Here is a 23,873-nt window from a genome sequence, read left to right on the forward strand (position 1 = left end):
TAGGATTTGAGCCCTAGTTGGATTCATTTTCTGGCATCCCTCTCTATCCGTGACGGCGTGTCTAGGTGAGGTAAGCAAGCGAATCCTGTACAAATGTACATACATTTAATGTATGTACATAATTCATGCGAAAGCAAATTATCACTGGGGTGAAGTTCCCTTGCCGCTGTATGATGGCAGCGCAGAATTTCTGTATTTCGGGTTGAACACTTTGCTTAAATTTCCCCGCTATGGCCTCTGCGCCTGCCTTTGCCACTGCTGCTCGCGCCATGCTCACTGCCACCTTGAGCAAGGTTCCCTATTTGCCCCCCACCGCTATAACTGACTTCGTAGCCTACTGGACGAAAGAGCTACACGTACCACGCAACGATTTTTTGGTTTCGCCGGGCCAAACCGAGCAGTACCTCTATTTCACCTATCATGGCACAATGCGCATTTTCTACCCGACAGCGAACGAAGAAATCTGCGTGGGCTTTGTGCACCCGGGCGACATGGTTTGCTCCTTTCCTTCGTTCGCGATGGGCAAACCTTCGGAGTATGCGATTCAAGCCCTACAGTCCAGCGGCTTAATCGCCATTGCCCGAAGCGAGTTTCAAGCCTGCCTGGACAACAGTCCGGCCCTAGCCCGACTCTGGCGCGCGGAACTCGAACGCACTCTGATTGGCCGCATGGAGCACGAAATAGACTTGCTGCTGCCCGAGCCCGCCCAGCGCCTAGAAAGGCTACGCCAGCGCAGCCCCCATATTTTCCAGACCGTTCCGAAAAAATACCTGGCCTCTTACCTCCGCATGACGCCCGAAACCCTGAGCCGGCTCCGCTAAATATTGATTGAAATCAAGGCGCAGAAGAAGTGCAGGCTAGACCTTTGGCAAAAAACAAACGCTATGAACGCCACCGCTTTTCTTGCCCGTCTGGATCAGGCTACCCGCCAGTTGCTCGCCACCGTGCAAACCGAGCTGGAGCCCCTGGACCTGGCCCAACTCAACCATCAGCCCGCGCCCGGCGCCTGGAGCATACTCGAATGTCTGGAGCACCTGAATCGGTACAGCCGCTACTACAATGAACGCCTCGCCAAGGCACTGACCCAGCCTGGCACTTATGCTAATACGAAGCAAGCAGAGGTCGGCTACAGCTGGTTGGGGGGCAAATTTATCCGCATGATGGCGCCTGACAACACCAAGAAAGCCAAGACGCTGGACCGTATGAACCCCAGCGGAAGCCATCTGGGCCGCGAAGTGCTGGCGGAGTTTGCTCATCATCAACATCAGCTACTGGAGCTACTAACCCAAGCTCACCGCGCCGCCCTCAACCGCAAAGCCGTGCCCATAGAGTTCTTCAAGCTCCTCAAAATGCGCCTGGGCGAAACCTTTGAGTTTGTAGTGCTTCATGAACAGCGCCATGTGCAGCAAGCGTTGCGGGCGAAAGCAAGTTGGCCAGCTGAAGCGGGCGCAGCTAATGCAGCGCAAAATTCCTTAGCAAAACCGAGTCGAGTTGTGGCGCAAGCAAGTCTGTAACCTTCGTTTAGAGCAGCATACTCCCGCACAGACATGCTGCCGCTTTTAAAGGGTTGACTAAATAGCCAAAAAAGCCGCTCTCCTCGTAAGGAAAGCGGCCTCTTATTTTACAAGGTGTGATTAAACGGCTACGTTGTGCTCGCGCAAGGCGTCATTCAGCGACGTTTTCAAATCCGTGCTAGGCTTACGCTGACCGATAATCAGAGCGCAGGGCACGTGGAACTCGCCGGCCGGAAACTGCTTGGCGTACGAGCCCGGAATCACCACCGAGCGAGCCGGCACGTGGCCACGGTATTCCTTAGGCTCGGCACCCGTCACGTCGATGATCTTGGTGGAGCCGGTAATTGTCACCCCAGCGCCGATAACGGCTTCCTTGCCGATGTGGCAGCCTTCCACCAAGATGCTGCGCGAGCCGATGAAGGCACCATCTTCAATGATAACTGGGGCTGCCTGCACGGGCTCCAAAACGCCCCCCAGACCTACGCCGCCACTCAAATGCACGTGCGCACCCACTTGCGCACAAGAACCCACCGTAGCCCAAGTATCCACCATGGTGCCCTCGCCTACCCAGGCGCCGATGTTCACGTAGCTGGGCATCAGGATAACGCCGGAAGCCAAAAAGCTGCCGTAGCGGGCTGTGGCGGGCGGCACTACGCGCACACCTTGGGCTTCGTAGCCAGTTTTGAGGCGCATTTTGTCGCGGTACTCGAAGGGCTTCAGCTCCAGGGTTTCCATCTGCTGAATGGGGAAATACAGAATGACGGCTTTCTTCACCCAGTCGTTTACCTGCCATTGTCCGTCGGCGGTGGGCTGGGCCACGCGAAGGCGCCCTTTGTCCAGTTCTTCGATTACGGCGTGAATGGCCTCAGTGGTAATGGATTCGCGCAGTAGCTCGCGGTTGTCCCAAGCGGCTTCGATGGTAGCTTGCAGGTCGGTCATGAAAGTAGAGAAGATGAATTCTAGCCGGTAAAACTACATAATTAGGGTGTGTTGCCAGACACAACTTAGTGAGGCAGTGAAATGGTGAACTCAGATCCATGGCCTTCCTGGCTTTCTACGGCCAGCCCACCGCCGTGACCCTGGGCGATGATGTCATAGCTCAAGGACAAGCCCAGGCCCGTACCCTCGCCGGGGGGCTTTGTGGTGAAGAAGGGCTGGAAGATTTTCTCGCGCACTGCTTCGCTCATACCCGTGCCGTTGTCCTGGATCCGAATGTGCACGTGTCCATTCACCTGCTGAGTCGAGACCCGCACGGTGGGCTGGTAGCCGGCCTCGCCCTGTTGCTGGCGTTGGCGCACGGCGTAGAAGGCATTGGTAAATAGGTTGAGCAACACCCGGCCCACATCCGGGCCCACCATGGTTACGGGCGTCAGCTCGGTCGCGAAGTCCGTAGTCAGCTCCACGTTAAAGGCTTTGTCTTTGGCCCGCAGCCCCTGGTATGCGAGGCGCAGATATTCTTCGGTCAAGCCGTTCAGGTTGGTGGGCCGACGCTCGCCGGCGCTGGTTTGGCTGTGCTCGAGCATGCCCTTGACGATGCCCGCCGCCCGCCGCCCGTGGTGGCCGATTTTATCCAGGTTCTGGGTCAAGTCCTCGAATAGCTCCTGCTGTAAAGCCGTATCTGCTGCTAGGCCTTTGGCCTGCTCCTCGCGCAGCTCCGCTACGAGTTCGCTGCTCAGGTCCGAGAAGTTGGTGACGAAGTTCAAGGGGTTTTGAATCTCGTGGGCAATGCCAGCCGTCAGCTCCCCCAGCGAGGCCATCTTCTCCTTCTGAATGAGCTGGGCCTGCGTGGTTTTGAGCTCCGTCAGCGAGCGTTGCAGTTGCTCGGTGCGCTGAGTTACCTGCTGCTCTAGCATCTCGTTTTGCTGGGCCAGCAGGGCTTGTTTTTCCTGCTCCTGCGCCAGGGTTTGGGCCGACAGGCGCTCGACTTCGCCCAGCTGCACTTGCAGCAACTGGCTATCCAAGGCAAACTCGCGGGCCAAGTAGAGCGAGATGCCTAGCGCCGGCGCTAAGTATATCACCAATTCTAAGAGCTTATTCAAGCCGATCGACACCTGATTCAGCGGATTCGGAACCTTAAGCAGCGCACTGACCGCCAGGCCCCCAAAGAATACGACTATTATCAGGAGAATAACGGCAAATCCGGCCCCAACCATCCAGGCCCCACGTTGGCGCTGGCGCAGGGCGCGTCCAGTCAGGCGCAGCAGCTCGACAAAGGTCAGGAGGAGTAAGGGTAACGTTACAAATTTCTGGTATGCTGGGGCGTATAGCTTAAGGACTATTATCACCCAGAAGGCCATCCATAGCCCCTTGTAAACCCAGCCAGGCCGGAAATGGAACAAGGCGTACAGCGCCCGCACGGCCCACAGGTAAACTGCGAAAAACAATAACCCCAATGTAAACTTCAGGAGCAGCAACACCTCCAGGGGTGGGAACGCCAGCGCCCACTCCATAAGACTCAATAATCGGTTTAAAGCCATTCCTAGGGCGAAGAAGGCAAAATAAAGGTTAGCTCGCTGGGCCGGGTAGTAGCGAAAGAAGGCTAGGTGCAGCAGCGTCAGTAAGGCAAATACCCCGATTATCACGCCGTCCGATATGGCCCCGCGCACCTGCGCATCCGTCTGCTTCTGGACTTGCTCCTCGCTGCGCAGAAACACCTCCAGCAGTTGCTGCTCGGAGCCCAGCCGCAACAGCGGCGACTGCGAGGGCGCGAAGCGGATAGCCAGCACCTGCTCGGCAGGGCCACCGGCGGGCACGATGACCGGCGGGAGCTTGTGGGGGTCGGGCACCTGGGCGGGGATGGCCTGCACAATGCCCGCGCGCTGCACCAGCCGCCCGTTGAGGTAGATTTCCCAGGCCCCGTACCCGTCCGCCTGCAGCAGCACTGCCCGTTGGCGCAGGCTGTCGGCGAGGCGAAAGCGCAGCCGCAGCCAGCTGATGCCCGTGCGCAGGCCCGCTGGCATCAGCTGCCGGGGTCCGGCTGGGTTGAGCGTGTCCCAGCCGCTCGCGTCGAAGTCGGGCCGCGCCCAGGCCGGGTTGTCGCCCACTTGGTAGCGCCAGCCTTTTTTGAGAAGCAATCCATTCTGCGTGGAGCCTTTTGGAGACAGGCTGTTTACGCGTAGCACGGTAGCGGCGGCGGGCAGCGGGGCGGCGGCTGAGGCGGAGAGAAACAGCAGCCCACAGGCCACCAGTAAGAGAAGAAAGCGCATAGTAGAGAATAAACCACGCGCGAGCTACTTCTCGTGGCTGGAATAAATCCAAGTTATAGTTGGGCTTTAAGGGAGCAAGCTAAGCATTTACTTGCTGCTAATCAGTAGAATAAATACCTATTCAAAGCCCTCAGATGCCTGCGAGGAAAGATCGTGAAGTGAGCCGAATCAAAGCAAAGAGGCACATAATCTCCATATTTGGGCCAGCGTTTAGTAGCTAAGCTTATTCAGCCGGCCGCTTATGCTTATATAAATGCCCCCTTTGGTTATTATGAAAAAAATAAGCCTGCTTCTTTTCGGCATTAGTGCTTTACTAACTGGCTGTCAGCCCAAAGCCGACACCTTCGCCGGCCGCTTCACCACCAACGAAACCCCGCAGGCGTTCCGGTATCGGCCGGGTCTACCGGCCCGAGTGAGTGCCCACCGGGGCGGTGGCGACTACCCCGGCTACCCCGAGAATGCAGTGGAGTCGTTTGGCTTCCTTGCCGGCCAGTTGCCCAATGTCATTATTGAGTGCGACATCGATCTAACCCGCGACAGTGTGCTAGTGCTCATGCACGATAAAACCCTGGACCGCACTACCACCGGCACCGGGCCGCTCATTGAGAAGACTTTTGCCGAATCTCAGCAGTATTTCCTGGAAGACAACTTTGGCACCGCTACCACCTACCGCATCCCCACCCTGGAGCAGGCTTTGCGCTGGGGCAAAGACAAGTGCCTGTTTACCCTAGACGTGAAGCGCGGCGTCCCCTTTTCGAAGGTGGTAGATATGATTCACCGGACCGACGCAGCCAGCTACGCCGCCGTTATCACCTACAATGCCCCCGACGCGGGTACCGTGTACCGGCTCGATCCGCAGCTGATGATTTCGGTTTCCATCCGGGGCCAGGAAGACTACGAGCGACTACGCGCCGCCGGCGTGCCCGACCAGAATATGCTGGCCTTTGTGGGCACCACCGAGCCCGATCCGGCCTTGTATCAGTTTCTCCACACCAAAGGCATTGCCTGCATTCTGGGCACCCTCGGCAACCTCGACAAGCAAGCGGAGGCCCGCGGCGACCAGCAGTATCGCACCTTCGTGCAAAACGGCGCCGATATCCTGGCCACCGACCGGCCGCTGGAAGCCGCCCAAGCCATTCGTTGATGTCCATCAGCTCGTCGGCAGGTCGTGTGGTGTTGCTAGCTTCGGTGCTCAAGCCCCTGAACGATACCCGCATGCTGGGCAAGTTTGCGCGCACCCTTGCCGCCCTCCCTGAAAGCGAAGTACACGTAGCTGGCCGGCGGGCTTCTGCTCCAAAAAATACCCCCCACAACCTGCACACGCATGAGTTGCTGGCTGGCTCGCGCCTGAGCGGGCAGCGCTTGCTGGCGCAGTGGCGCTACTGGCAATTGCTGCATCGGCTGCGGCCCAACCTGGTTATCGTGCACGCGCCGGAGTTGTTGCCACTTACCATGCTGTGGCAAAAAACTACTCCTGGGGGGCAATTTATCTACGATGTACGCGAGAATTATGCGCTCAACATTCGAACCCAGGCGGTATATCCGGCCTGGCTGCGGAATGGGTTAGCGGGCCTGGTGCGGCGAGTCGAAACCTGGGCGGGGCGGCAGGCGGCGCACATCATTCTGGCTGAGCACAGCTACGCCGAGGAGTTGCCTTTTGCGCAGCTGGATCATACTGTTATTCTGGAAAATAAATATCAGCCCGCTGACGCGGAGGCCACCAAATTTGCCCCCCAGCCGTTGCCCCAGCCCGATCAAGAGCTGCGGTTGCTGTATTCGGGTACCATATCGGCGTTGAATGGAGTGTTTGAGGCCTTAGAGTTGGCACGGCATATACGGGCGGTTTGGCCTCGCACTCACCTCACTATCATTGGCTTTTGCCAGCAGCCGGAGCAGCTTCGCCGCCTGCAAGAAGCCGTAGCGGCGGTCGGCGACTACGTAACCCTGACCGGCGGTGATACGCTGGTGCCTCACTCAGCCATCGTAGCCGAAATTAAGCGCAGCCACATTGGGCTGCTGCCCTACCGTCCTCACCCCAGCACCTGGCGTTGCCGCCCGACCAAGCTTTTCGAATACCTTGCCCATGGGCTGCCCGTACTTTTGCCCCCCAATCTGCTGTGGACTGAGCTGGCCGACAAGTATGGCGCGGGCTTGGCGCTGGATTTTCAGCACCTCACTCCTTCCAGCGTGGCGGCCGTTGCGGACGCGTTGCGTGGGCACGCCTTTTATCCCAATGGCATTCCAGCGGAAGCTTTCTGGGCCAGCGAAGGGCAGAAGCTAAGTCAGATAGTAAATTCAATTCGGTAACTGCTGACCTTTCGGTCCCGTTAAGAGAAGTCGAAGTAACTTTTTTAACTTCGGCCCCTTTTTCTCCCTTCCTCGCTCCAAACTCCCCTTCCTATGACTACCCTCCGCCAAACCGAAATTGCCGGCGTCGGCCACTACGTACCCGACCGTATAGTGCCCAACGCTGAGCTCGAACAGCTAATGGACACCACCGACGCCTGGATTCAGGAGCGGACCGGCATCAAAGAGCGGCGCTGGTTTGAGGAAGGCAAAGACACCACCGCCAACATGGGCGCCAACGCCGCCCGCCGCGCCCTGGAGCAGGCCGGCCTCCAGCCCGACGACGTGCAGCTCATCGTATTTGCTACGCTCTCCCCCGATTATATCTTCCCCGGCTCGGGCGTGCTCTTGCAGCGCGAGTTAGGCATCAAAGACAATATTCCCGCCCTCGACGTGCGCAATCAGTGCTCAGGCTTCGTGTATGCCCTCTCGGTCGGCGACCAGTTTATCCGCACCGGCATGTATGATACGGTGCTGGTGGTAGGCTCCGAAATTCATTCTTCGGGCCTCGATAAAAGCACCCGCGGCCGTGCTGTGTCGGTTATTTTCGGTGATGGCGCCGGCGCCGTGGTTTTGCAGCCCTGCACGCGCGAGGGGCACGGTATTCTGAGCACCCACCTTCACGCCCAGGGCGAGTTTGCCGAGGAGCTAATCGTGAAAGAGCCTGGCTCGAACCGCGAAGACCGGGTGCGGGTAGCCATGGAAAATCAAGAGGAAATGTACCCCTACATGAACGGCACCAACGTGTTCAAGCACGCCGTGGTCCGCTTCCCGCAGGTCATCAACGAGGCACTGGCGCAGAATAACTATCAGCCTTCCGACATCGACATGCTGATTCCGCACCAAGCCAACCTGCGCATCACGCAGTTTGTGCAGCAGAAAATGCAGCTCTCCGACGACAAGGTTTTCAGCAACATTCAGCGCTACGGCAACACTACGGCAGCCTCGGTGCCCATTGCCTTAAGCGAAGCCGTAGAAGCCGGCAAGATCAAGCGCGGCGACTTAGTGTGTCTGGCGGCCTTTGGCAGCGGCTTTACTTGGGCATCAGCGCTTATTCGCTGGTAGCTTTTGCAGCACCTAAGAGTTGAGACTTTAGAAGTGAGATCTATGTCGGGCGCTACTACGGCCGGCATAGGTCTCATTTCCTTTATATGTTTACGGGACGAAAAGCAGCTACAGGTTGCGTGCGTCGGTCTGTTACCTTCTTACCGAAGTGAGTTTCACTTCTCAGGTCCAACTCTCACTTCTAACTAATGCCGAGTCATACCGAGGAAAATTACTTGAAAGCTATCTATAAGCTGGCGGAAGCACAACCCGGCGTGGAGGTGAGCACCAACCGCATTGCCGAAGTGCTTCAAACACGACCGGCCTCGGTGACGGATATGCTGCGCCGCCTCGGCGAGAAAGGTCTGCTGCACTATGAACGCTACCGCGGCGTGTCGCTCACCCACGATGGGCGACGCGTGGCGTTGCTTACCATTCGCAAGCATCGGCTGTGGGAAGTTTTTCTAGTAAATAAGCTCGGCTTTAATTGGGACGAGGTGCACGATGTAGCCGAGGAGATGGAGCATCTACAATCGCCCTTGCTCATGCGCCGCCTCGATGAGTTTCTGGGCTTCCCTCAGCTCGATCCTCATGGCGACCCTATTCCTGCCGAAGATGGCGCCATCGCTCGCCCCCAGCACCGCCTTGTATCAGACCTGAAGCCAGGTGAAGAAGGTACCATTATGGCCGTTAAAAATACGTCTGTGCCCTTCCTTCAGTATCTGGATAAGGCGGGTTTGAGCTTAGGCGCTAAGATTGAAGTACTGGATAAAGTACCGTTTGACAACTCATTAGAAATCAGAATAAACAAAAACAGAATTACGCTTATTTCAAATGAGGTAAGCTGTAATTTATTTGTGGCTGATTAGTTAAGGGATTCATTGGGGCTGTTGCTGCTGTTGCTCCTTAGGGCACTTGCTCTAACACCAATTGTCCATGCCTTGTACCGCCGCCCACTGGGTTGTGCGATGCCCTAAATTTGCCCCCCCAGCTTCCTATTGCATGCTCCTTCCTCCTGCCCTTTCCGATACCATCATTGCGTTGTCCACCCCCCCGGGCGCCGGTGCCATTGCCGTTATCCGGCTCTCCGGTTCCGCAGCTTTCTCGCTTACCGATGAGCTGTTTCGGGGTAAGATCCTCGCCGACCAGCCTAGCCACACGTTGCACTATGGTACCCTTCGCGAAGCCAACGGCCGTATCCTGGATGAGGTGGTTGTGTCGCTATTCCGGGGGCCAAATTCCTATACCCGCGAAGACGTAGTAGAGATCAGCTGTCACGGCTCCGACTACATCGTGCAACAAGTGCTGGCGGCCTTTACGCGGCGCGGCGCCCGCCTGGCTGAAGCGGGCGAATTTACGAAACGCGCCTTCTTACACGGCGCTTTCGACTTAGCCCAGGCCGAAGCCGTAGCCGACCTGATTGCCGCCGACTCGGCCTTATCTCACCAAGTAGCCATGCAGCAAATGCGGGGGGGCTTTTCGCGGGAGTTGCGAGACCTACGCGCCCGCCTAGTGCAGTTTGCCGCCCTACTGGAGTTGGAGCTGGACTTTGGAGAAGAAGACGTAGAGTTTGCCGACCGCACCGGTTTGGTCGCTTTACTCGAAGAAGTACAAGCCTTGGTGCGCCGCCTGCTGCGCTCGTTTGAGTTGGGCAATGTTATAAAAAACGGCGTTATCACTGTCATTGCCGGCCGGCCCAATGCTGGCAAATCCACGTTGCTAAACGCCCTGCTCAACGAGGAACGTGCCATCGTATCGGCGGTGGCTGGCACTACCCGCGACCTGATAGAAGATGAGGTCAGTATTGAAGGTATCCGCTTCCGTTTCGTGGATACAGCTGGTCTGCGCGAAACCACTGATGAGGTCGAATCGATTGGGGTGGAGCGCACACGCCAACGCGTGCGGCAAGCGGCGCTTTTGCTTTATCTCTTTGATTTGACGACCAGTACTCCCGCCGAAATTCAAGCAGAAATTGAGGCTCTAAATCCTGGGGGGCAAATCCCGACCCTAGTCGTTGGCAACAAGCGCGACTTGGCCTCGGAGGCTCAGCTGGCCGCCTTCCGGGCCCTGCCCGCTACCATCCTGATTGCAGCCGGACGCGGCGACGGGCTTGCTGACTTACAGACTGCCCTGCTGGAGCGCGTCCGCGGCACCGGCCTCGACCATATGGGTGCGTCTGCTATCGTTACCAACCTTCGCCACGCTCGCAGCCTCGAAAAAACCAATGCAGCCCTGGACGCTGTGCTGGTAGGCTTGGCCACCGGGGCCGGCACCGAGTTGGTAGCCGCCGATCTGCGCCAGGCATTGGCAGCCTTGGGAGAAATAACGGGCGAAATTTCCTCCGATGATTTACTGACCAGCATTTTTACCCAATTCTGTATTGGGAAATAGACGCTTTTTATCCCTTATTGGATTGTGGGCCGGTATTTTCTGATAAAACCGCTTGAATGACTTATTTCGGCGCTTTTGGCACTAATAACATAAGCCGACGAGTTGTAGTATAGTGTTCAAACATCGATTATCCTTTCCGGCTTGCTAGTTATTCTTTAGTTTCGCCCCGCAACCACCCTCTAACCCACGCTTATGGCAGAGTCTGCTGAACTTATCCTCGACGGTAAATCCATTTCTTTACCCGTCATTGAAGGCACCGAGAACGAAAAAGCATTTGATATTGGCAAACTGCGTGACCAGACCGGTTACGTAACCCTCGATTCGGGCTACAAGAATACCGGCGCCACCAAGAGCGCCATCACTTTCCTCGATGGTGAAGAAGGCATTCTGCGCTACCGTGGCTATCCTATTGAGCAGCTAGCCGAGAAGTCCAACTTCCTGGAAGTAGCTTATCTGCTGATCTATGGCTCATTGCCTACTCAAACTGAGCTAGACACTTTCGCTCACCAGATCACGACCCATACCCTAGTGCACGAAGATGTGCGCAAAATATTTGACGGTTTTCCCTCGGCTGCTCACCCCATGGGCATCCTATCTAGCCTGATTTGCTCGCTTACTGCGTTCTACCCTAAAAGCCTTGACCCCAATCAGAGCCCCGAGGAAACGAACCTGAACATTATTCGTCTGATTGCCAAGATCTCAACAATCGCCGCTTGGTCATATAAGAACTCGGTTGGTCACCCGCTGAACTATCCCCGCAACGACCTCGATTACTGCTCGAACTTCTTGTACATGATGTTTGCCTTCCCTACGGAGAAGTACGAGATCAACCCCGTAGTAGTAAGTGCTCTAAACAAACTGCTTATTCTGCACGCTGACCACGAGCAGAACTGCTCTACCTCCACTGTGCGCCTCGTAGGCTCAGCTAATGCCAGCTTATATGGCTCGGTTTCGGCAGGTGTAAACGCTTTGTGGGGCCCGCTGCATGGTGGTGCCAACCAGGAAGTAATGGAGATGTTGGAAGCCATTCAGAACGACGGTGGCAATACCCAAAAGTGGGTAGATAAAGCTAAAGACAAAAACGATTCTTTCCGTCTGATGGGCTTTGGTCACCGCGTATACAAGAACTTCGATCCGCGCGCTAAGATCATTAAGAAGGCCGCTGACGATGTGCTGAAAGCCTTAGGTATTGATGATCCGCTTCTGAAAATTGCCCAGGAATTAGAGCAAGCTGCCCTCACCGATCCATATTTCGTGGAGCGTAAGCTGTACCCAAACGTAGACTTCTACTCCGGCATTATTTACCGGGCTATTGGCATCCCAACGGAGATGTTCACGGTGCTCTTCGCTATGGGCCGTCTACCCGGTTGGATTGCCCAGTGGAAAGAAATGCGTGAGAATAAAGAGCCGATCGGCCGTCCCCGCCAGATCTATACCGGCGAGTTGGAGCGTGACTATGTAGGCATTGAGCAGCGCTAGCTCTGTTTTACGTTCAAATAAAAAAGCCCACCAGATCAATCTGGGGGGCTTTTTTATGGTAATAGCTTTTGATAAAAGCAATAAAACTAGGTCTATTGACCTTTCACAGCAGTCATGTTGGTTTTCGCCTGGTTGTAAGCTACCATTTGACGAGGCCACAGGATAGCAGCCAGGTCCCACTCATAGTGAGCCTGAACTTCAGCTAAGTGCACATCTAGAGCCGCTGGGTCGGAGGCTAGGCGAGCTTTGGCTTCCTCTACTTCGGCGAGCATCTGCATGTTCAAGCGCTTAACTTTCACATACTGCCCTTCGTCCAGACGAACTTTCTGGGCCATCTGACGGGTAAGCGTAGTAGCGCGGCTGCTTAGTGAGGTACCGTTGTCAGCTGAGGCGCTGGGAGCCAGCGAAAACGTCATGCTGACAAGTAAACAAGCAAGAATGTAGATTTTTTTCATACTAGCAGTAGTTTATGGATGTAGAAAGATGAAGGGTAAAACTCAACCAGACCGTCGCTGCTGCCCCAAAACCGCGACTTGGCTGACACTAATTAGAGCACTTAAATATACTCTTTTAGAAATTAAAAGCAATAGATTTTATTGCTTAATTACCATTTATATTTAAATAACATTGATAAACCAATAAAATATAGCCTTTGCTGGGTTCAAATCCACATTTGTCAAATCCAGTCGGTTAGCCACCATGGAATACTTTAATTTCAGCTTTGGCAGAAAGCAACCTGTTGTAGCGAGGGTGCTTTCTGCATCAAAAGCCTGATAGGTTAACTACTCTGTCGTGCCGCTTAGAGCGGTCATGCTTGTGCGTGACTGCTGATACATGGCTAGTTGGTTTGAGCGCATTACCTGACCTAAAGCTGCTTCATAGTTGGCCAACACAACAGCCATCTGTTGGTCAAGGGCTGCAGGGTCAGCAGCAAGCCGCACTTTTAGCGCATCGGCTTCGGTAAGCATCTGAATGTTTAGCTTTTTCACTTTCAAGTATTGTCCTTCGTCCAAGCGCGCCTTGTTAGCAATTGCGCGAGTGAGCGCGGTAGCTCTAGCTTGAACTCCGGTTGCTTCGTCGGCTGCTGATACACTCAAAGCGGCACCTTGCAGGCTTAGCACCAAACAAACAAAAAGATAGACTTTTTTCATGATTGTAAGTGATTGAAATGGGAATAATAAAGAAGGTTAAACTTGAGACGAACAACAGTTTGGAGAAAGTTAAAGGTAGACTAGCTCCCCTGTTGCGACTCAAATGTATAACGAAATATTTAAAAAAAAGCAGAAATTTTAGCACTATTCTATCGCAAAGCTTTCATAACTAACATCTAACTATCTCGATATCAATAAATTTAAAGTGCAAAAATGAAGGAATACTGCAACACAAAAAACCCTAACTTTTATATAAGTTAGGGCCGTTATTGAACAATTTCTACGTTATAAAGCCTATAAGATCCGAAACTCAATACGTCGATTCTGCTGACGATGCAGTTCTGAATCGTTAGGCTGTAAAGGGCGCGTTTCGCCATATCCTTTAAATCGAAGGCGGCTAGCTTTGACTTCGTGGGCCACTAAGTAATCGTAGACTGCACGTGCTCTATTTTGTGATAAAACCATGTTGTCACTATCAGCACCCACGTCATCTGTATGCCCCGAGATTTCTACTGAGATGTCTTTGTACTGATGCATAAACTGAATCAAACGATTCAGCTCAGTCCGTGATTTCGGCTTCAGATCGTACTTGTTGGTGTCGAAGAACAGGTTGTTGAGCACAATGCTACGTCCGGCTCGTACAGGCTCCAGGTAGATATCTAGCGTTAGCGGATCGAAGCGGCGTTTGTCCGTGTAGTCGAAACTAAGGCTTTTCATTAGGTACTTATCAGCAACAGCATACATAGCATACTGCCGGCCTTCATTCAATACCACCGTATAATCACCAGACTCGGAATCCGAAGTCACGTATTGTACTAGCTCGTCAGTTTGCAGGTCATAGAGTTGCACGTCGGCCCGCAGGGGCTTTTTTGTGGTTGCGTCAAACACGCGCCCCTGGGTGTAGGTACTGGTTTCGCGTGCTCGCACCTCAGCTGGCACCTCAAAGCCAAAAAGCTCTACTGGCCGGTCACGCTCCTGCTTTACCCCCGACTCGGTGGCGCGCGAGCGAGAGCAGAACCCTCGGCGGTTGTCAGAGGTGATAAATAAGGAAGCTTCGTTTTCGAAGGTATTCAGCGGATAACCCAGGTTTCTGGGCTCACCCCAGGTATCCTTTCCCTGTAACTCGCAGCGGTATACGTCAAGCCCTCCCATGCCTACGAGGCCATCCGTGACGTAATACAGCGTGGTGCCGCTGGCGTGAATAAAGGGAGCCATATCCTTGCCGGCAGTATTCACGGGCTCACCTAAGTTGCGGGCGGGGCTCCAGGTATCGTCGGGCTGCAGGGTGGTGATGTAGATATCTTCCTGACCTTTGCCTCCGCGGCGGGTAGAAGTAAAGTACAGCGTGCGCCCATCGGCCGACAAAGTGGGTTGCGAATCCCATTCCGGTGAGTTTACATTGCGCCCAAGGTTTTGCGGCTTACTCCAGTTGTTGCCAGTACGCCGTGAGATATACAAGTCACAGCTACCAACCGAACCTGGCCGGTCACAGGAAGTAAAAACCAAGGTTTTACCATCGCCGGATATGGTACTTGCGCCTTCGTTATAGGGCGTATTGATGAGAGGCGAGATGGAAACTGGCTGCCCAAACGAGCCGTCCTCGTTGACCTTAGAAATGAACAGGTTCTCGTCGCTGCCCTCTTCGGCAGTCGGGCGGATGGTATAAAGCAAGAAGCGGTTATCGGCAGTGAGAGCCGGGAAATACTGAAACCGAAACGTATTCAAGGGCTCACCTAACCGTTCAGGAGTCATTCCGACGGGGTTGGCCATTGCCTTCACTGCGAACTCACAGTTCTTAAGCTGGCGCTGTGCTCTAGTGATGTTGCGCTGGCCCTTGGGGGCCATTTTGATGTATGTCTTGTAGCTGGTAGCGGCGGTCTGATAGTCGCCAAAAGTCATAGCCAGCTCACCCAGCGTATAATAGTCGGTAACCCGCGTGGGGCTGGGTGTTATTTTGGGCAAGCCAGTGCGGTACGCCTCGAAGGCTGCCTGGTTTTCGCCCATAGCTTTCAATAGCGAGCCTTTTAGAACGAAGGGCTCCCCTTGGGAAGGAAACTTCTCATTCAGAACGGTCAGCGTCTCAATGGCCTTGCCAAATTCGCGTGCTTTGGCCTGCTCCTGAGCCTTCTCAAACAAGTTACGAGCCTTGGTATTAGGCGTGGTAAGCTTGGCTTGTGCTAACACATGTGTCGGAGCCAAGGCCCCTACTAACAGCATCAACAGCACGAGAATAGGTAGCGAACGGCGCATAGGTAGAAGCTGAAGGCTACGGGATATCGAGGTACTTGTGCGTCTGTAAAGACACCTGCCAACGTGGGTTTTGCTTCACATAGTCCACGATCAGAGGCGTCATTTGCGCGGCGCGGCTCCACTCAGGCTGTAAGTATAAGCGAGTATGCGCGCCTACTTGCGCAGCGTGCTCCTCAGCCCAGGCAAAATCACTTTTGTTGAACACTACTACCTTCAATTCATGAGCCAATTGTAGCACAGAAGGCAGTGGAGCCTTGAATTTTTTGGGCGATACACAAATCCAGTCCCAATCGCCCGAAAGAGGGTACGCACCCGAAGTTTCAAGCCAAGTTTGGCAATCGGCGGCTTTTAAGGTAGCCGTGAGCTGCGTTAGATCGTGCATGAGCGGCTCACCACCCGTTATGACCACGTTGCGGCCAGGGTGTTCCACTACGGCCGCTACCATATCGGCCAAGGCCACGCGCGGGTGCTGACTGGCATCCCATGATTCTTTCACGTCGCACCAGTGACAGCCCACATCACAGCCGCCCAGCCGGATGAAGTAAGCGGCCCGGCCCGTGTTAAAGCCCTCCCCCTGAATGGAATAAAACTGCTCCATAAGCGGCAAGGCAGGAGCAGGACTTGCTACCGGCGCGGAGCCAGCCATAACGGCAATCGTGTGCAGCAAAACTGTAGATTATGGTAAAATAAAAATACGTCGAGCGTGGCTCGGTCCGGAAGATGCAACGCTGAAGCGCAGCATTTCCGTTCCGTTAGCCTATTTTAAATGTAATACAACCGCTCGAACTTTGAAAGCTTTATCCAAGCCAAATAGGATTCTACCGGGCGTATATATCTCCTTTGGCCGCTCTTAATGTATTGAGTAAGAGCATGGCAATAGTCATGGGACCTACGCCGCCCGGTACTGGAGTAATGAAAGATGACTTAGGAGCTACGCTGGCAAAGTCTACGTCACCCTTTAAGGCATACCCTGATTTTTTGGTGGAGTCGGCCACGCGGGTTGTGCCTACATCGATTACAATAGCACCGGGTCGTACCATGTCGCCTGTTACAAACTCCGGCCGACCAATAGCGGCTACTACGATGTCAGCGGTGCGAACAATCTCGGCCAGATTACGAGTACGTGAGTGACATAAAGTAACCGTGCAGTTACCGGTATCTAAGTTCTTAGCAAGCAGAATACTAACGGGCGTACCCACAATGTTGCTGCGGCCAATAACGACGCAATGCTGTCCACTAGTTTCGATACCGTAGCGGCTCAGTAGCTCCACTATACCCGACGGTGTGGCCGGCAATAGCGACGGCAAGCCAGCCACCATACGCCCGATGTTCATTGGATGAAAACCGTCCACGTCCTTTTCGGGCTTAATGGTTTCGATAACCTTGTCAGCCGAGATGTGGGCTGGCAGCGGCAGCTGCACAATGAAGCCGTCGATGCGGTCATCCTGGTTTAGCTCCTCTACCTTCGCAAGCAGCTCAGCTTCGGTAATATCGTCCTCATAGCGCAGGAGCGTCGACTCGAAGCCTACCCGCTCGCAAGCTAGCACCTTATTGCGCACGTAGGTCTCGGAGCCGCCGTCGTGGCCGACCAGAATAGCAGCCAAATGGGGAATTTTGCCCTCCACGGCCTTTATTTTTTCAACCTCGGCGGCAATTTCTACTTTGATGTCTTCGGCGGTTTTCTTGCCGTCGATGAGTTGGTAGCTCGTAGCTTCGGGGGCAGTGGTCATGCGAGTATTAGCGATGTTATTCGGAAGAAGTGGCAGTAATCTTACGTGACTCATTATGCGCAGCAATAGCAGCGGCACCGGACTCCTGAAGCTCTTTCTCCATCGTGGGCCAATCGTCGCGCCACCGGAACTTGCGCTCTTGTCCTTTGATAATCTTGTCTAGCTGTACTTCGGTCGTACAGTTCTCGGTGAGTTTGTTAGCCATTGGTTTGAAAGTATCATACAACGGCTTGTCAGGAAGTGTATGGGTGAAAAATGAGTTAGGCAAGCATAAAAAACGCGCCCCAAGAGGCGCGTTTCAATCTTTGATCAATCGAGTTTCAAAACTGCTAAGAAGGCTTCTTGGGGTATTTCCACGGAGCCCACTGAGCGCATCCGCTTTTTACCTTCCTTCTGCTTTTCGAGCAGTTTGCGCTTACGGCTAATGTCGCCACCGTAGCACTTGGCAATCACGTTCTTGCGCAAAGCTTTCACCGTTTCGCGGGCGATGATCTTCTGACCAATACTGGCTTGAATGGCGATGTCGAACATCTGGCGCGGGAGCAGTTCGCGGAGCTTTTCGCAGATGCGCTTGCCCCACTCATAGCTCTTGGAGCGGTGCACGATGGCCGACAACGCATCGACCTTCTCACCGTTGAGCATGATGTCGAGCTTCACCATGTCAGACTCGCGGAAGCCAATCAGTTCATAGTCAAGCGAAGCGTAGCCGCGGCTGATGGTCTTAAGCTTGTCGAAAAAGTCGAACACGATTTCCGACAGGGGCAGCTCAAAGTTCATCTCCACCCGCTCAGAAGTCAGGTAGCTTTGACCCTTGATGATGCCGCGCTTTTCCATGCACAGGGTAATAATTGCCCCCACATAGTCTGAGGCCGTGATAATTTGGGCTTTGATGTAAGGCTCCTCAATGTGCTTGATCAGGTTCGGCTCCGGCATTTCGGAAGGAGCATTGATAACTAGCCGCTGATCTTTGGTACCGGTGGCGTGAAACTGTACGCTGGGTACAGTGGTGATCACGGTCATGTTGAACTCACGTTCCAGGCGCTCCTGCACGATTTCCATGTGGAGCATGCCTAGAAAGCCGCAGCGAAAACCGAAGCCCAGAGCCGCCGAAGTTTCGGGCTCCCACACCAGCGACGCATCGTTGAGCTGAAGCTTTTCCATGCACGAACGCAGTTCTTCGTACTCCGTAGTATCCACGGGATAAATACCCGCGAATACCATTGGCTTAACATCGGCAAAGCCGTGGATGGCTTCCTTCGTGGGCCGGGCGACGTGAGTAATGGTGTCGCCTACTTTTACTTCGCGCGCTTCTTTAATGCCCGAAATAAGATAGCCAACGTTGCCAGCACCCATCTCCTGGCGCGGCTCCTGGTTTAGACCCAGAATACCAATTTCGTCGGCACCGTATTCCTTGCCAGTTGCCATGAAACGCAGCTTGTCGCCCTTGCGCATGGTGCCGTTCTTGATGCGGAACAGTACTTCAATGCCCCGATAGGAGTTAAACACCGAGTCAAAAATTAGGGCTTGCAGCGGGGCTTCTGGATCGCCTTTAGGCGCCGGAATACGCTCGCATATGGCGTTCAGGATAGCTTCAATACCGATACCGGATTTACCGGAAGCTGGGATAATATCTGCTCGGTTACAGCCGATAAGGTCTACGATTTCGTCGCTTACCTCCTCGGGCATGGAGTGAGGCAAGTCAATCTTGTTGAGCACCGGAATGATTTCCAAATCGGCCCCAATAGCTAGGTACAAGTTGGAAATCGTTTGGGCCTCAATACCTTGAGAAGAGTCAACGATGAGCAACGCGCCTTCGCAGGCGGCAATAGAACGGCTTACTTCGTAGCTAAAGTCGACGTGGCCGGGGGTATCAATCAGGTTGAGCGTGTACACTTCCCCTTTGTAGGGGTACTGCATCTGGATGGCGTGGCTCTTGATGGTGATGCCCCGCTCCCGCTCCAGGTCCATGTTGTCGAGTAGCTGAGCTTGCATATCGCGCTTCGACACCGTGCTGGTGAACTCGAGCAGGCGGTCGGCCAGGGTGCTTTTACCGTGGTCGATATGGGCGATGATGCAGAAATTGCGGATATGCTTCACTGGCGAGGGTTTTACAACTACAAAGGTAGGCAACGAGGGGCGGAAAAGCTATCCAAAGGCCACCGTAGGCCCTAAGGAAGCTAGTAAGCGGGCTGGGGGGCAAATAGTTAACCTAAGCTCGACTATTTAGCCGTAAGCCCCTAGGCTTGCTTCATTGGTGCTAATCCTACTGGCACCCAACCAGAATCCACCCCTAGTATCGTCTCATTTCATACCCGCATCATCTCATTCTAGTTCATTAGGTATGACAAATGCCCAGAAATGCTGTTGTTGAGGTAGTCAAATCAATCTAACCTCAACACCTCTCCCATGAGCATTACCCTCAAGCAAGCCCAACAAGCCCTCAACGCCGCCCATGAGGCAGCCGTGCAGCACAACGTGAAAATGAACATCGCCATCGTGGATAGCGGCGCTAATCTCGTGACCTTCCTACGGATGGACGACGCTTGGCTCGGCTCCTTGGACATCTCGATTAAGAAAGCTAAAACAGCTCGTTTCTTCGATATGAACACCGGCGAAATCGGCAAACTCTCCCAGCCTGGCGGGCCGCTTTTTAATATCGAGCATTCTAACAACGGCCTCATCACCTTCCCAGGTGGCATCCCGATTCGCAATAATAAAGGGGCGGTCATTGGTGCCATTGGCGTATCCGGCGACACCGTGGAAAACGACCACACCGTAGCCCAGGCCGGCGCGGACGCCGTGCAGGCAGTGAAGGAATAACACTCAGCACTTGACCTAACAAACCAGTAAAAAAGCCCCCCAGTGTAAGAAATACATACTCTGGGGGGCTTTTTTACTAATTGTTTAGTGACTCCAAGCTGGCGCGGAGCTTTTGGCGCTCAGTATCAAAACCCTACCTCCCAAACCAAACAATCTTTACTATGGCAGACAATCGCGGCGTCGTGTACCTAGGGCCGGGCAAAGTCGAAGTGCAAAGCATTGACTTTCCCGAGCTGAAAAATCCTAAGGGACGAAACATCACTCACGGGGTGATTCTCAAAGTAGTATCCACCAATATTTGCGGCTCCGACCAGCATATGGTGCGCGGACGGACTACAGCGCCCGCCGGCCTAGTGCTGGGCCATGAAATCACCGGTGAGGTAATTGAAGCCGGCGCCGACGTGGAATTTCTGAAGAAAGGCGACTTAGTATCGGTACCTTTTAATGTGGCTTGCGGCCGGTGCCGTACCTGTAAAGAGATGAAAACCGGCATCTGCCTAACTGTGAATGAAGGCCGCGCCGGTGGTGCCTATGGCTACGTGGATATGGGCGGCTGGGTCGGCGGGCAGGCGGAGTATGTGATGGTGCCCTACGCCGATTTCAATCTGCTCAAGTTTCCGAATAAGGATCAGGCTATGGAGAAAATCCGCGACCTGACCATGCTAAGCGACATTTTCCCAACAGGTTTTCACGGGGCGGTAAAGGCTGGAGTTGGTCCAGGTGCCACAGTATACATAGCAGGCGCCGGCCCGGTAGGCCTAGCCGCCGCCGCTTCGGCCCAGTTGCTGGGCGCGGCCGTGGTTATTGTAGGTGACATGAACAAGGCCCGTCTGGCTCACGCCCGCTCCTTCGGCTGCGAAACGGTGGACTTAACGCTCGACGCTACACTCACCGAGCAAATCACCCAAATTCTAGGTGTACCCGAGATTGACTGCGCCGTCGACTGTGTTGGTTTCGAAGCCAGCGGCCACGGCTCTGATTCTAAAAAGGAAGTTCCAGCTGCCGTGCTTAACTCCCTCATGGAAATAACCCGTGCGGGCGGCTCCATTGGCATTCCGGGTCTGTATGTAACCGAGGACCCCGGCGCAGCAGATCAAGCGGCTCAAAAAGGCAGCCTCTCTATTCGCTTTGGCTTAGGCTGGGCCAAAAGCCACTCCTTTCACACCGGCCAGACGCCCGTAATGAGCTACAACCGGCAGTTGATGCAGGCTATTCTCTACGACAAAGTGCAGATTGCCAAAGCGGTGAACGTTGAAATTATCACCCTCGACCAAGCCCCTGAAGGCTACGCGGAGTTTGACAGTGGCGTAGCTAAGAAATTCGTCATCAACCCGCACAATATGATTTCTGCCTAAGTTAACTGATACTAAGGCGGTCATGCCGAGCGGGAGCGAAGCATCTCGCGTGTTTAACGGGAGTACTAACCTCACGACTGCACGCGAGATGCTTCGCTCCCACTGGGCATGACCGCCTTTTTTATAAACACAAGCACATTATAAACTAAGGATTAGAAAAGCCCTCCAGAATAATCTGGGGGGCTTTTTATTACTTAACGAAGTAGGTAAAGCAACTCTATCATCCTCCGCTTGCATCTAGAGTATTGACGTTAATCCTATATACTCCAAGCGTATGTCACTTCCCTCCTTCTTCCGGCTAGCTGCATCCCTATTGTTAGTGCTTCTAGCAACTTCTATTGCAGCAGCTCAAAGCGCTACGCCTGGCCGCGTGACTACTTCTGCGGGTGAGCCCTTGCCGTATGCCTCAGTAGGTGTGCTGGGCAAACCAATCGGTACTGTAGCTAATGAGGAGGGCACTTTTTCCTTGGCACCATTGGCCACTGCTGCTCCTTACGATACCGTTGTTATTTCCTGTGTGGGGTTTCGGGCCCAAAAATTAACAATGGCTCAATTGGGCAAATCGGCTGAGGTGAAGCTAGAGCCGCAAGCGCACAAGTTGGGTGAGGTAAAGGTGCTCGCCAACGACTGGAAACGCCGCCGCATCGGCAACAACGGCAGCGCTAGCCTTACTTCCTATAACTTCCATCTGCGCACTGATAAAGAGCCAGTCCACAAGCTAGGGCGGGAAGTGGGCACAGTGCTTCGGGTCAAAGAAAACAGCCAGTTGGAAGATGCTCATTTCTACATTCAGCATAATCATTTTCGCGACCTGCTCTTTCGACTCAATGTGCGTGCCCTTGATGCGAAAGGGCATCCCTCCCACTCTCTGCTCACTCGCGATGTATTGGTGAGTGTAGCCAATGGCGCCACCGGCTGGCAACACATCGACCTGAAACCCTTCGACGTGCAAATAGGCAATCATGAGCGCGTAGCCGTAACGCTGGAGTGGCTCCAAGGCACCCCAGATGCCCAGCGCGATTGGTATTTGCTTACTATTCCAGGTCCGATGTCGCCTTTGCATCGCGCCATGTACCGGGATAAGTCGGAGGACCGGTGGACTACGCTGCCTGCCAACTTGAGTTTATATGTAACGGCCTTGAGCCCCAGGGGCTAATGGGCTAACCTGAAAGAGTTGGGTGCGTAGGTATACAGGTATAAGGCGGCCTGCTGGCCGGTCACTCCTATTACTTCAACTTCCCTCTCGCTATGAGTCTTAGTTTAAACCCAGCTGCAGTTCAATTTGCCAAGCGCCTCATTGAGGATGGCCAGTATAAGAACGACCAAGGCCATTGGAGTGAGCATAACCCTAAGACAGCAGCCCAAAATAGCTACCTCAGTAAACACGAAATCGAGGAATACGGCCAGTGGCACTTAGGTCTCGATATGAGCAAGGCCGAAGACACTAAAGGCCGCTACCACTTTCCCTACGGCGACTTTAAAACCGTGCATCGCGACGGGCTCATTGCCGCGAAGGAGCGCGCCGCCCAGCAAGGCTACACCGATATAGAACAAGCTGCCGACGAGTTGCTACAAACACTTGAGGAGAAAGCGGGGAGCTAAAGTAAACCCGTGGCATTGACTCTTTGCCAGGAAGTCTAGCACTAATAATAAAGCGGGTGAAAAACGACACCCTGCTTGGCGTTGTACTCCAGGGCCGGGGCAGGCAGCCGAATAATACTGACCACGTAAAATAGCTTTTTGAGCACTTTACTCCGCGTCGGAATGCCGGCCAGGTTCAGGTCGGGGGAGATGTAGAACTTGCGGTAGGGCCGGTAGCCCAGCTCCCGATTTAGCACGGGGTCACCCACCACCATGCCTTCGGCCCCGTAGCCCACTGCCACATTTAGCCACTTTGGATAGCGCGAACGTCTAGGTAGAAAGCGCGCAACATCGGTTGATAGCCAATAGGTTTGGCCATTATAATCCTTGAGCATCTGGCTGAGGTAGTTGTTACCCAGGCTTTCAAGACGAGTGGTAGCGTATCCGGAACGATGAAACGAGAACTTGGGCATAAGCCGAATTTCACCCCACATCAGCTGCTGACTTAGCACAGCCCCCGCACCAGCTGCGTTGGCTAGCATGTCGCTGGTTGAGAAGCCATACTCCTCGCTGCCGCCGTCCATTATTTCGATGGGCGTTTGCAATACCATACCCACCATACTTCCCAGCCAGATGGCTTTCTTCTCGGATGCGCCAGCCCAGCGCAGCGCGTCAACACCTAGGCGGCTTTCATGGAAAGTGGTCCAGAAATGGCCGGCCTTATCCATTTGAAGCCAGTGGTTTCTATCGTCGTAGAAGCGAAACCTAGCGGGCGGATGCTCCTTATACCAGGCGTCGTTTAATAGCTTGAGTGAAATGCCGTAGCCGACCACAAAGCCTGCACCCAGCGCAAGTTGCCGGTGGCGCTTCTGCTCGGCCGATAAAGTATCAACTACGCTCGGCAGCCGTTGGGCATGTGCCGGGAGCGTGGCACCAATAAGTAAAAGCAAACAACTAATAACTGCTCTCTTATAAAAATCAACTCCTAATGTATAATTAAAAAAAT

General features: G+C 54.1%; 22 protein-coding genes. 12 read left to right on the top strand and 10 right to left on the bottom strand.

Translation table 11 applies throughout. The features are described from left to right. Window positions 1-230: 230 nt before the first annotated feature. Both ACW9KT_RS21400 and ACW9KT_RS21405 read left to right on the top strand, forming a co-directional pair. Window positions 231-821: a Crp/Fnr family transcriptional regulator gene (locus ACW9KT_RS21400; protein WP_457084256.1), complete on the top strand. Its 591-nt coding sequence runs from the start codon at window positions 231-233 to the stop codon at window positions 819-821. 63 nt (window positions 822-884) lie between these two features. After that, window positions 885-1,514, top strand: coding sequence for a DinB family protein (locus ACW9KT_RS21405; RefSeq protein WP_457084258.1), 630 nt, complete (start codon window positions 885-887; stop codon window positions 1,512-1,514). A gap of 120 nt (window positions 1,515-1,634) precedes the next feature. Here ACW9KT_RS21405 and ACW9KT_RS21410 read toward each other — a convergent pair whose 3' ends face one another. Next, window positions 1,635-2,453 carry a 2,3,4,5-tetrahydropyridine-2,6-dicarboxylate N-succinyltransferase gene (locus ACW9KT_RS21410; protein ID WP_457084260.1) on the bottom strand — a complete coding sequence of 273 codons (819 nt, stop codon included), beginning with the start codon at window positions 2,451-2,453 and terminating at the stop codon, window positions 1,635-1,637. A gap of 65 nt (window positions 2,454-2,518) precedes the next feature. Next, the gene (locus ACW9KT_RS21415; RefSeq protein WP_457084262.1) at window positions 2,519-4,720 is read right to left on the bottom strand and encodes an ATP-binding protein; all 2,202 of its coding nucleotides are present in this window, start codon (window positions 4,718-4,720) and stop codon (window positions 2,519-2,521) included. A 271-nt stretch (window positions 4,721-4,991) separates the two neighbouring features. Between ACW9KT_RS21415 and ACW9KT_RS21420 the strand changes: the two genes are divergently transcribed. The 6 genes from ACW9KT_RS21420 (at window position 4,992) to ACW9KT_RS21445 (ending at window position 11,980) form a co-directional block, all read left to right on the top strand. Continuing rightward, window positions 4,992-5,864: a glycerophosphodiester phosphodiesterase family protein gene (locus tag ACW9KT_RS21420; protein WP_457084264.1), complete on the top strand. Its 873-nt coding sequence runs from the start codon at window positions 4,992-4,994 to the stop codon at window positions 5,862-5,864. Continuing rightward, window positions 5,864-7,027: a glycosyltransferase gene (locus tag ACW9KT_RS21425; RefSeq protein WP_457084266.1), complete on the top strand. Its 1,164-nt coding sequence runs from the start codon at window positions 5,864-5,866 to the stop codon at window positions 7,025-7,027. Before ACW9KT_RS21420 ends, ACW9KT_RS21425 begins: the two co-directional genes overlap by 1 nt. Window positions 7,028-7,120: 93 nt before the next feature. Further along, window positions 7,121-8,131 carry a 3-oxoacyl-ACP synthase III family protein gene (locus tag ACW9KT_RS21430; RefSeq protein WP_457084268.1) on the top strand — a complete coding sequence of 337 codons (1,011 nt, stop codon included), beginning with the start codon at window positions 7,121-7,123 and terminating at the stop codon, window positions 8,129-8,131. Window positions 8,132-8,319: 188 nt separating this feature from the next. Continuing rightward, window positions 8,320-8,979: a metal-dependent transcriptional regulator gene (locus ACW9KT_RS21435; protein ID WP_457084270.1), complete on the top strand. Its 660-nt coding sequence runs from the start codon at window positions 8,320-8,322 to the stop codon at window positions 8,977-8,979. Between the two features lie 133 nt (window positions 8,980-9,112). Beyond that, window positions 9,113-10,501 carry a tRNA uridine-5-carboxymethylaminomethyl(34) synthesis GTPase MnmE gene (gene mnmE, locus ACW9KT_RS21440; protein WP_457084272.1) on the top strand — a complete coding sequence of 463 codons (1,389 nt, stop codon included), beginning with the start codon at window positions 9,113-9,115 and terminating at the stop codon, window positions 10,499-10,501. A 192-nt stretch (window positions 10,502-10,693) separates the two neighbouring features. After that, entirely contained in the window at window positions 10,694-11,980 is a 1,287-nt protein-coding gene (locus ACW9KT_RS21445; RefSeq protein WP_457084274.1) for a citrate synthase, read from the top strand. Between the two features lie 92 nt (window positions 11,981-12,072). On the opposite strand, the gene ACW9KT_RS21450 is transcribed toward ACW9KT_RS21445, so the two are convergent. From ACW9KT_RS21450 to lepA, 7 genes are all read right to left on the bottom strand, one after another. Next, entirely contained in the window at window positions 12,073-12,435 is a 363-nt protein-coding gene (locus ACW9KT_RS21450; RefSeq protein WP_457084276.1) for a hypothetical protein, read from the bottom strand. Between the two features lie 327 nt (window positions 12,436-12,762). Further along, window positions 12,763-13,131 (bottom strand): hypothetical protein, encoded by a 369-nt coding sequence (locus ACW9KT_RS21455; RefSeq protein WP_457084278.1) that lies wholly within the window; start codon window positions 13,129-13,131, stop codon window positions 12,763-12,765. 294 nt (window positions 13,132-13,425) lie between these two features. Beyond that, window positions 13,426-15,381: an OmpA family protein gene (locus ACW9KT_RS21460; RefSeq protein ID WP_457084280.1), complete on the bottom strand. Its 1,956-nt coding sequence runs from the start codon at window positions 15,379-15,381 to the stop codon at window positions 13,426-13,428. 16 nt (window positions 15,382-15,397) lie between these two features. Next, window positions 15,398-16,027, bottom strand: a complete 630-nt coding sequence (locus ACW9KT_RS21465) for a 7-carboxy-7-deazaguanine synthase QueE (RefSeq protein WP_457084381.1) — start codon at window positions 16,025-16,027, stop codon at window positions 15,398-15,400. 172 nt (window positions 16,028-16,199) lie between these two features. Then, window positions 16,200-17,111 (bottom strand): bifunctional 5,10-methylenetetrahydrofolate dehydrogenase/5,10-methenyltetrahydrofolate cyclohydrolase, encoded by a 912-nt coding sequence (locus tag ACW9KT_RS21470; RefSeq protein WP_457084282.1) that lies wholly within the window; start codon window positions 17,109-17,111, stop codon window positions 16,200-16,202. A gap of 16 nt (window positions 17,112-17,127) precedes the next feature. Next, window positions 17,128-17,316, bottom strand: a complete 189-nt coding sequence (locus tag ACW9KT_RS21475) for a hypothetical protein (RefSeq protein WP_457084284.1) — start codon at window positions 17,314-17,316, stop codon at window positions 17,128-17,130. A gap of 104 nt (window positions 17,317-17,420) precedes the next feature. Next, window positions 17,421-19,208 carry a translation elongation factor 4 gene (gene lepA / locus ACW9KT_RS21480; RefSeq protein ID WP_457084286.1) on the bottom strand — a complete coding sequence of 596 codons (1,788 nt, stop codon included), beginning with the start codon at window positions 19,206-19,208 and terminating at the stop codon, window positions 17,421-17,423. A gap of 309 nt (window positions 19,209-19,517) precedes the next feature. On the opposite strand from lepA, the gene ACW9KT_RS21485 reads away from it, so the two are divergent. The 4 genes from ACW9KT_RS21485 to ACW9KT_RS21500 all read left to right on the top strand — a co-directional run bounded on the left by ACW9KT_RS21485 (window position 19,518) and on the right by ACW9KT_RS21500 (window position 22,888). Then, complete coding sequence (locus ACW9KT_RS21485) at window positions 19,518-19,931, top strand: GlcG/HbpS family heme-binding protein (RefSeq protein ID WP_457084288.1); 414 nt, start codon at window positions 19,518-19,520, stop codon at window positions 19,929-19,931. Between the two features lie 161 nt (window positions 19,932-20,092). Next, entirely contained in the window at window positions 20,093-21,286 is a 1,194-nt protein-coding gene (gene fdhA, locus ACW9KT_RS21490; RefSeq protein ID WP_457084290.1) for a formaldehyde dehydrogenase, glutathione-independent, read from the top strand. 274 nt (window positions 21,287-21,560) lie between these two features. Further along, the gene (locus tag ACW9KT_RS21495; protein ID WP_457084292.1) at window positions 21,561-22,442 is read left to right on the top strand and encodes a carboxypeptidase-like regulatory domain-containing protein; all 882 of its coding nucleotides are present in this window, start codon (window positions 21,561-21,563) and stop codon (window positions 22,440-22,442) included. A 92-nt stretch (window positions 22,443-22,534) separates the two neighbouring features. Further along, complete coding sequence (locus ACW9KT_RS21500) at window positions 22,535-22,888, top strand: hypothetical protein (RefSeq protein ID WP_457084294.1); 354 nt, start codon at window positions 22,535-22,537, stop codon at window positions 22,886-22,888. Between the two features lie 41 nt (window positions 22,889-22,929). Here the strand turns inward: ACW9KT_RS21500 and ACW9KT_RS21505 are convergent, their stop codons facing one another. Then, a complete protein-coding gene (locus tag ACW9KT_RS21505) occupies window positions 22,930-23,817 on the bottom strand; it encodes a DUF2279 domain-containing protein (RefSeq protein WP_457084296.1) in 888 nt (295 codons plus the stop codon). Window positions 23,818-23,873 lie beyond the last annotated feature (56 nt).

This window comes from Hymenobacter sp. HD11105 (assembly GCF_054051685.1).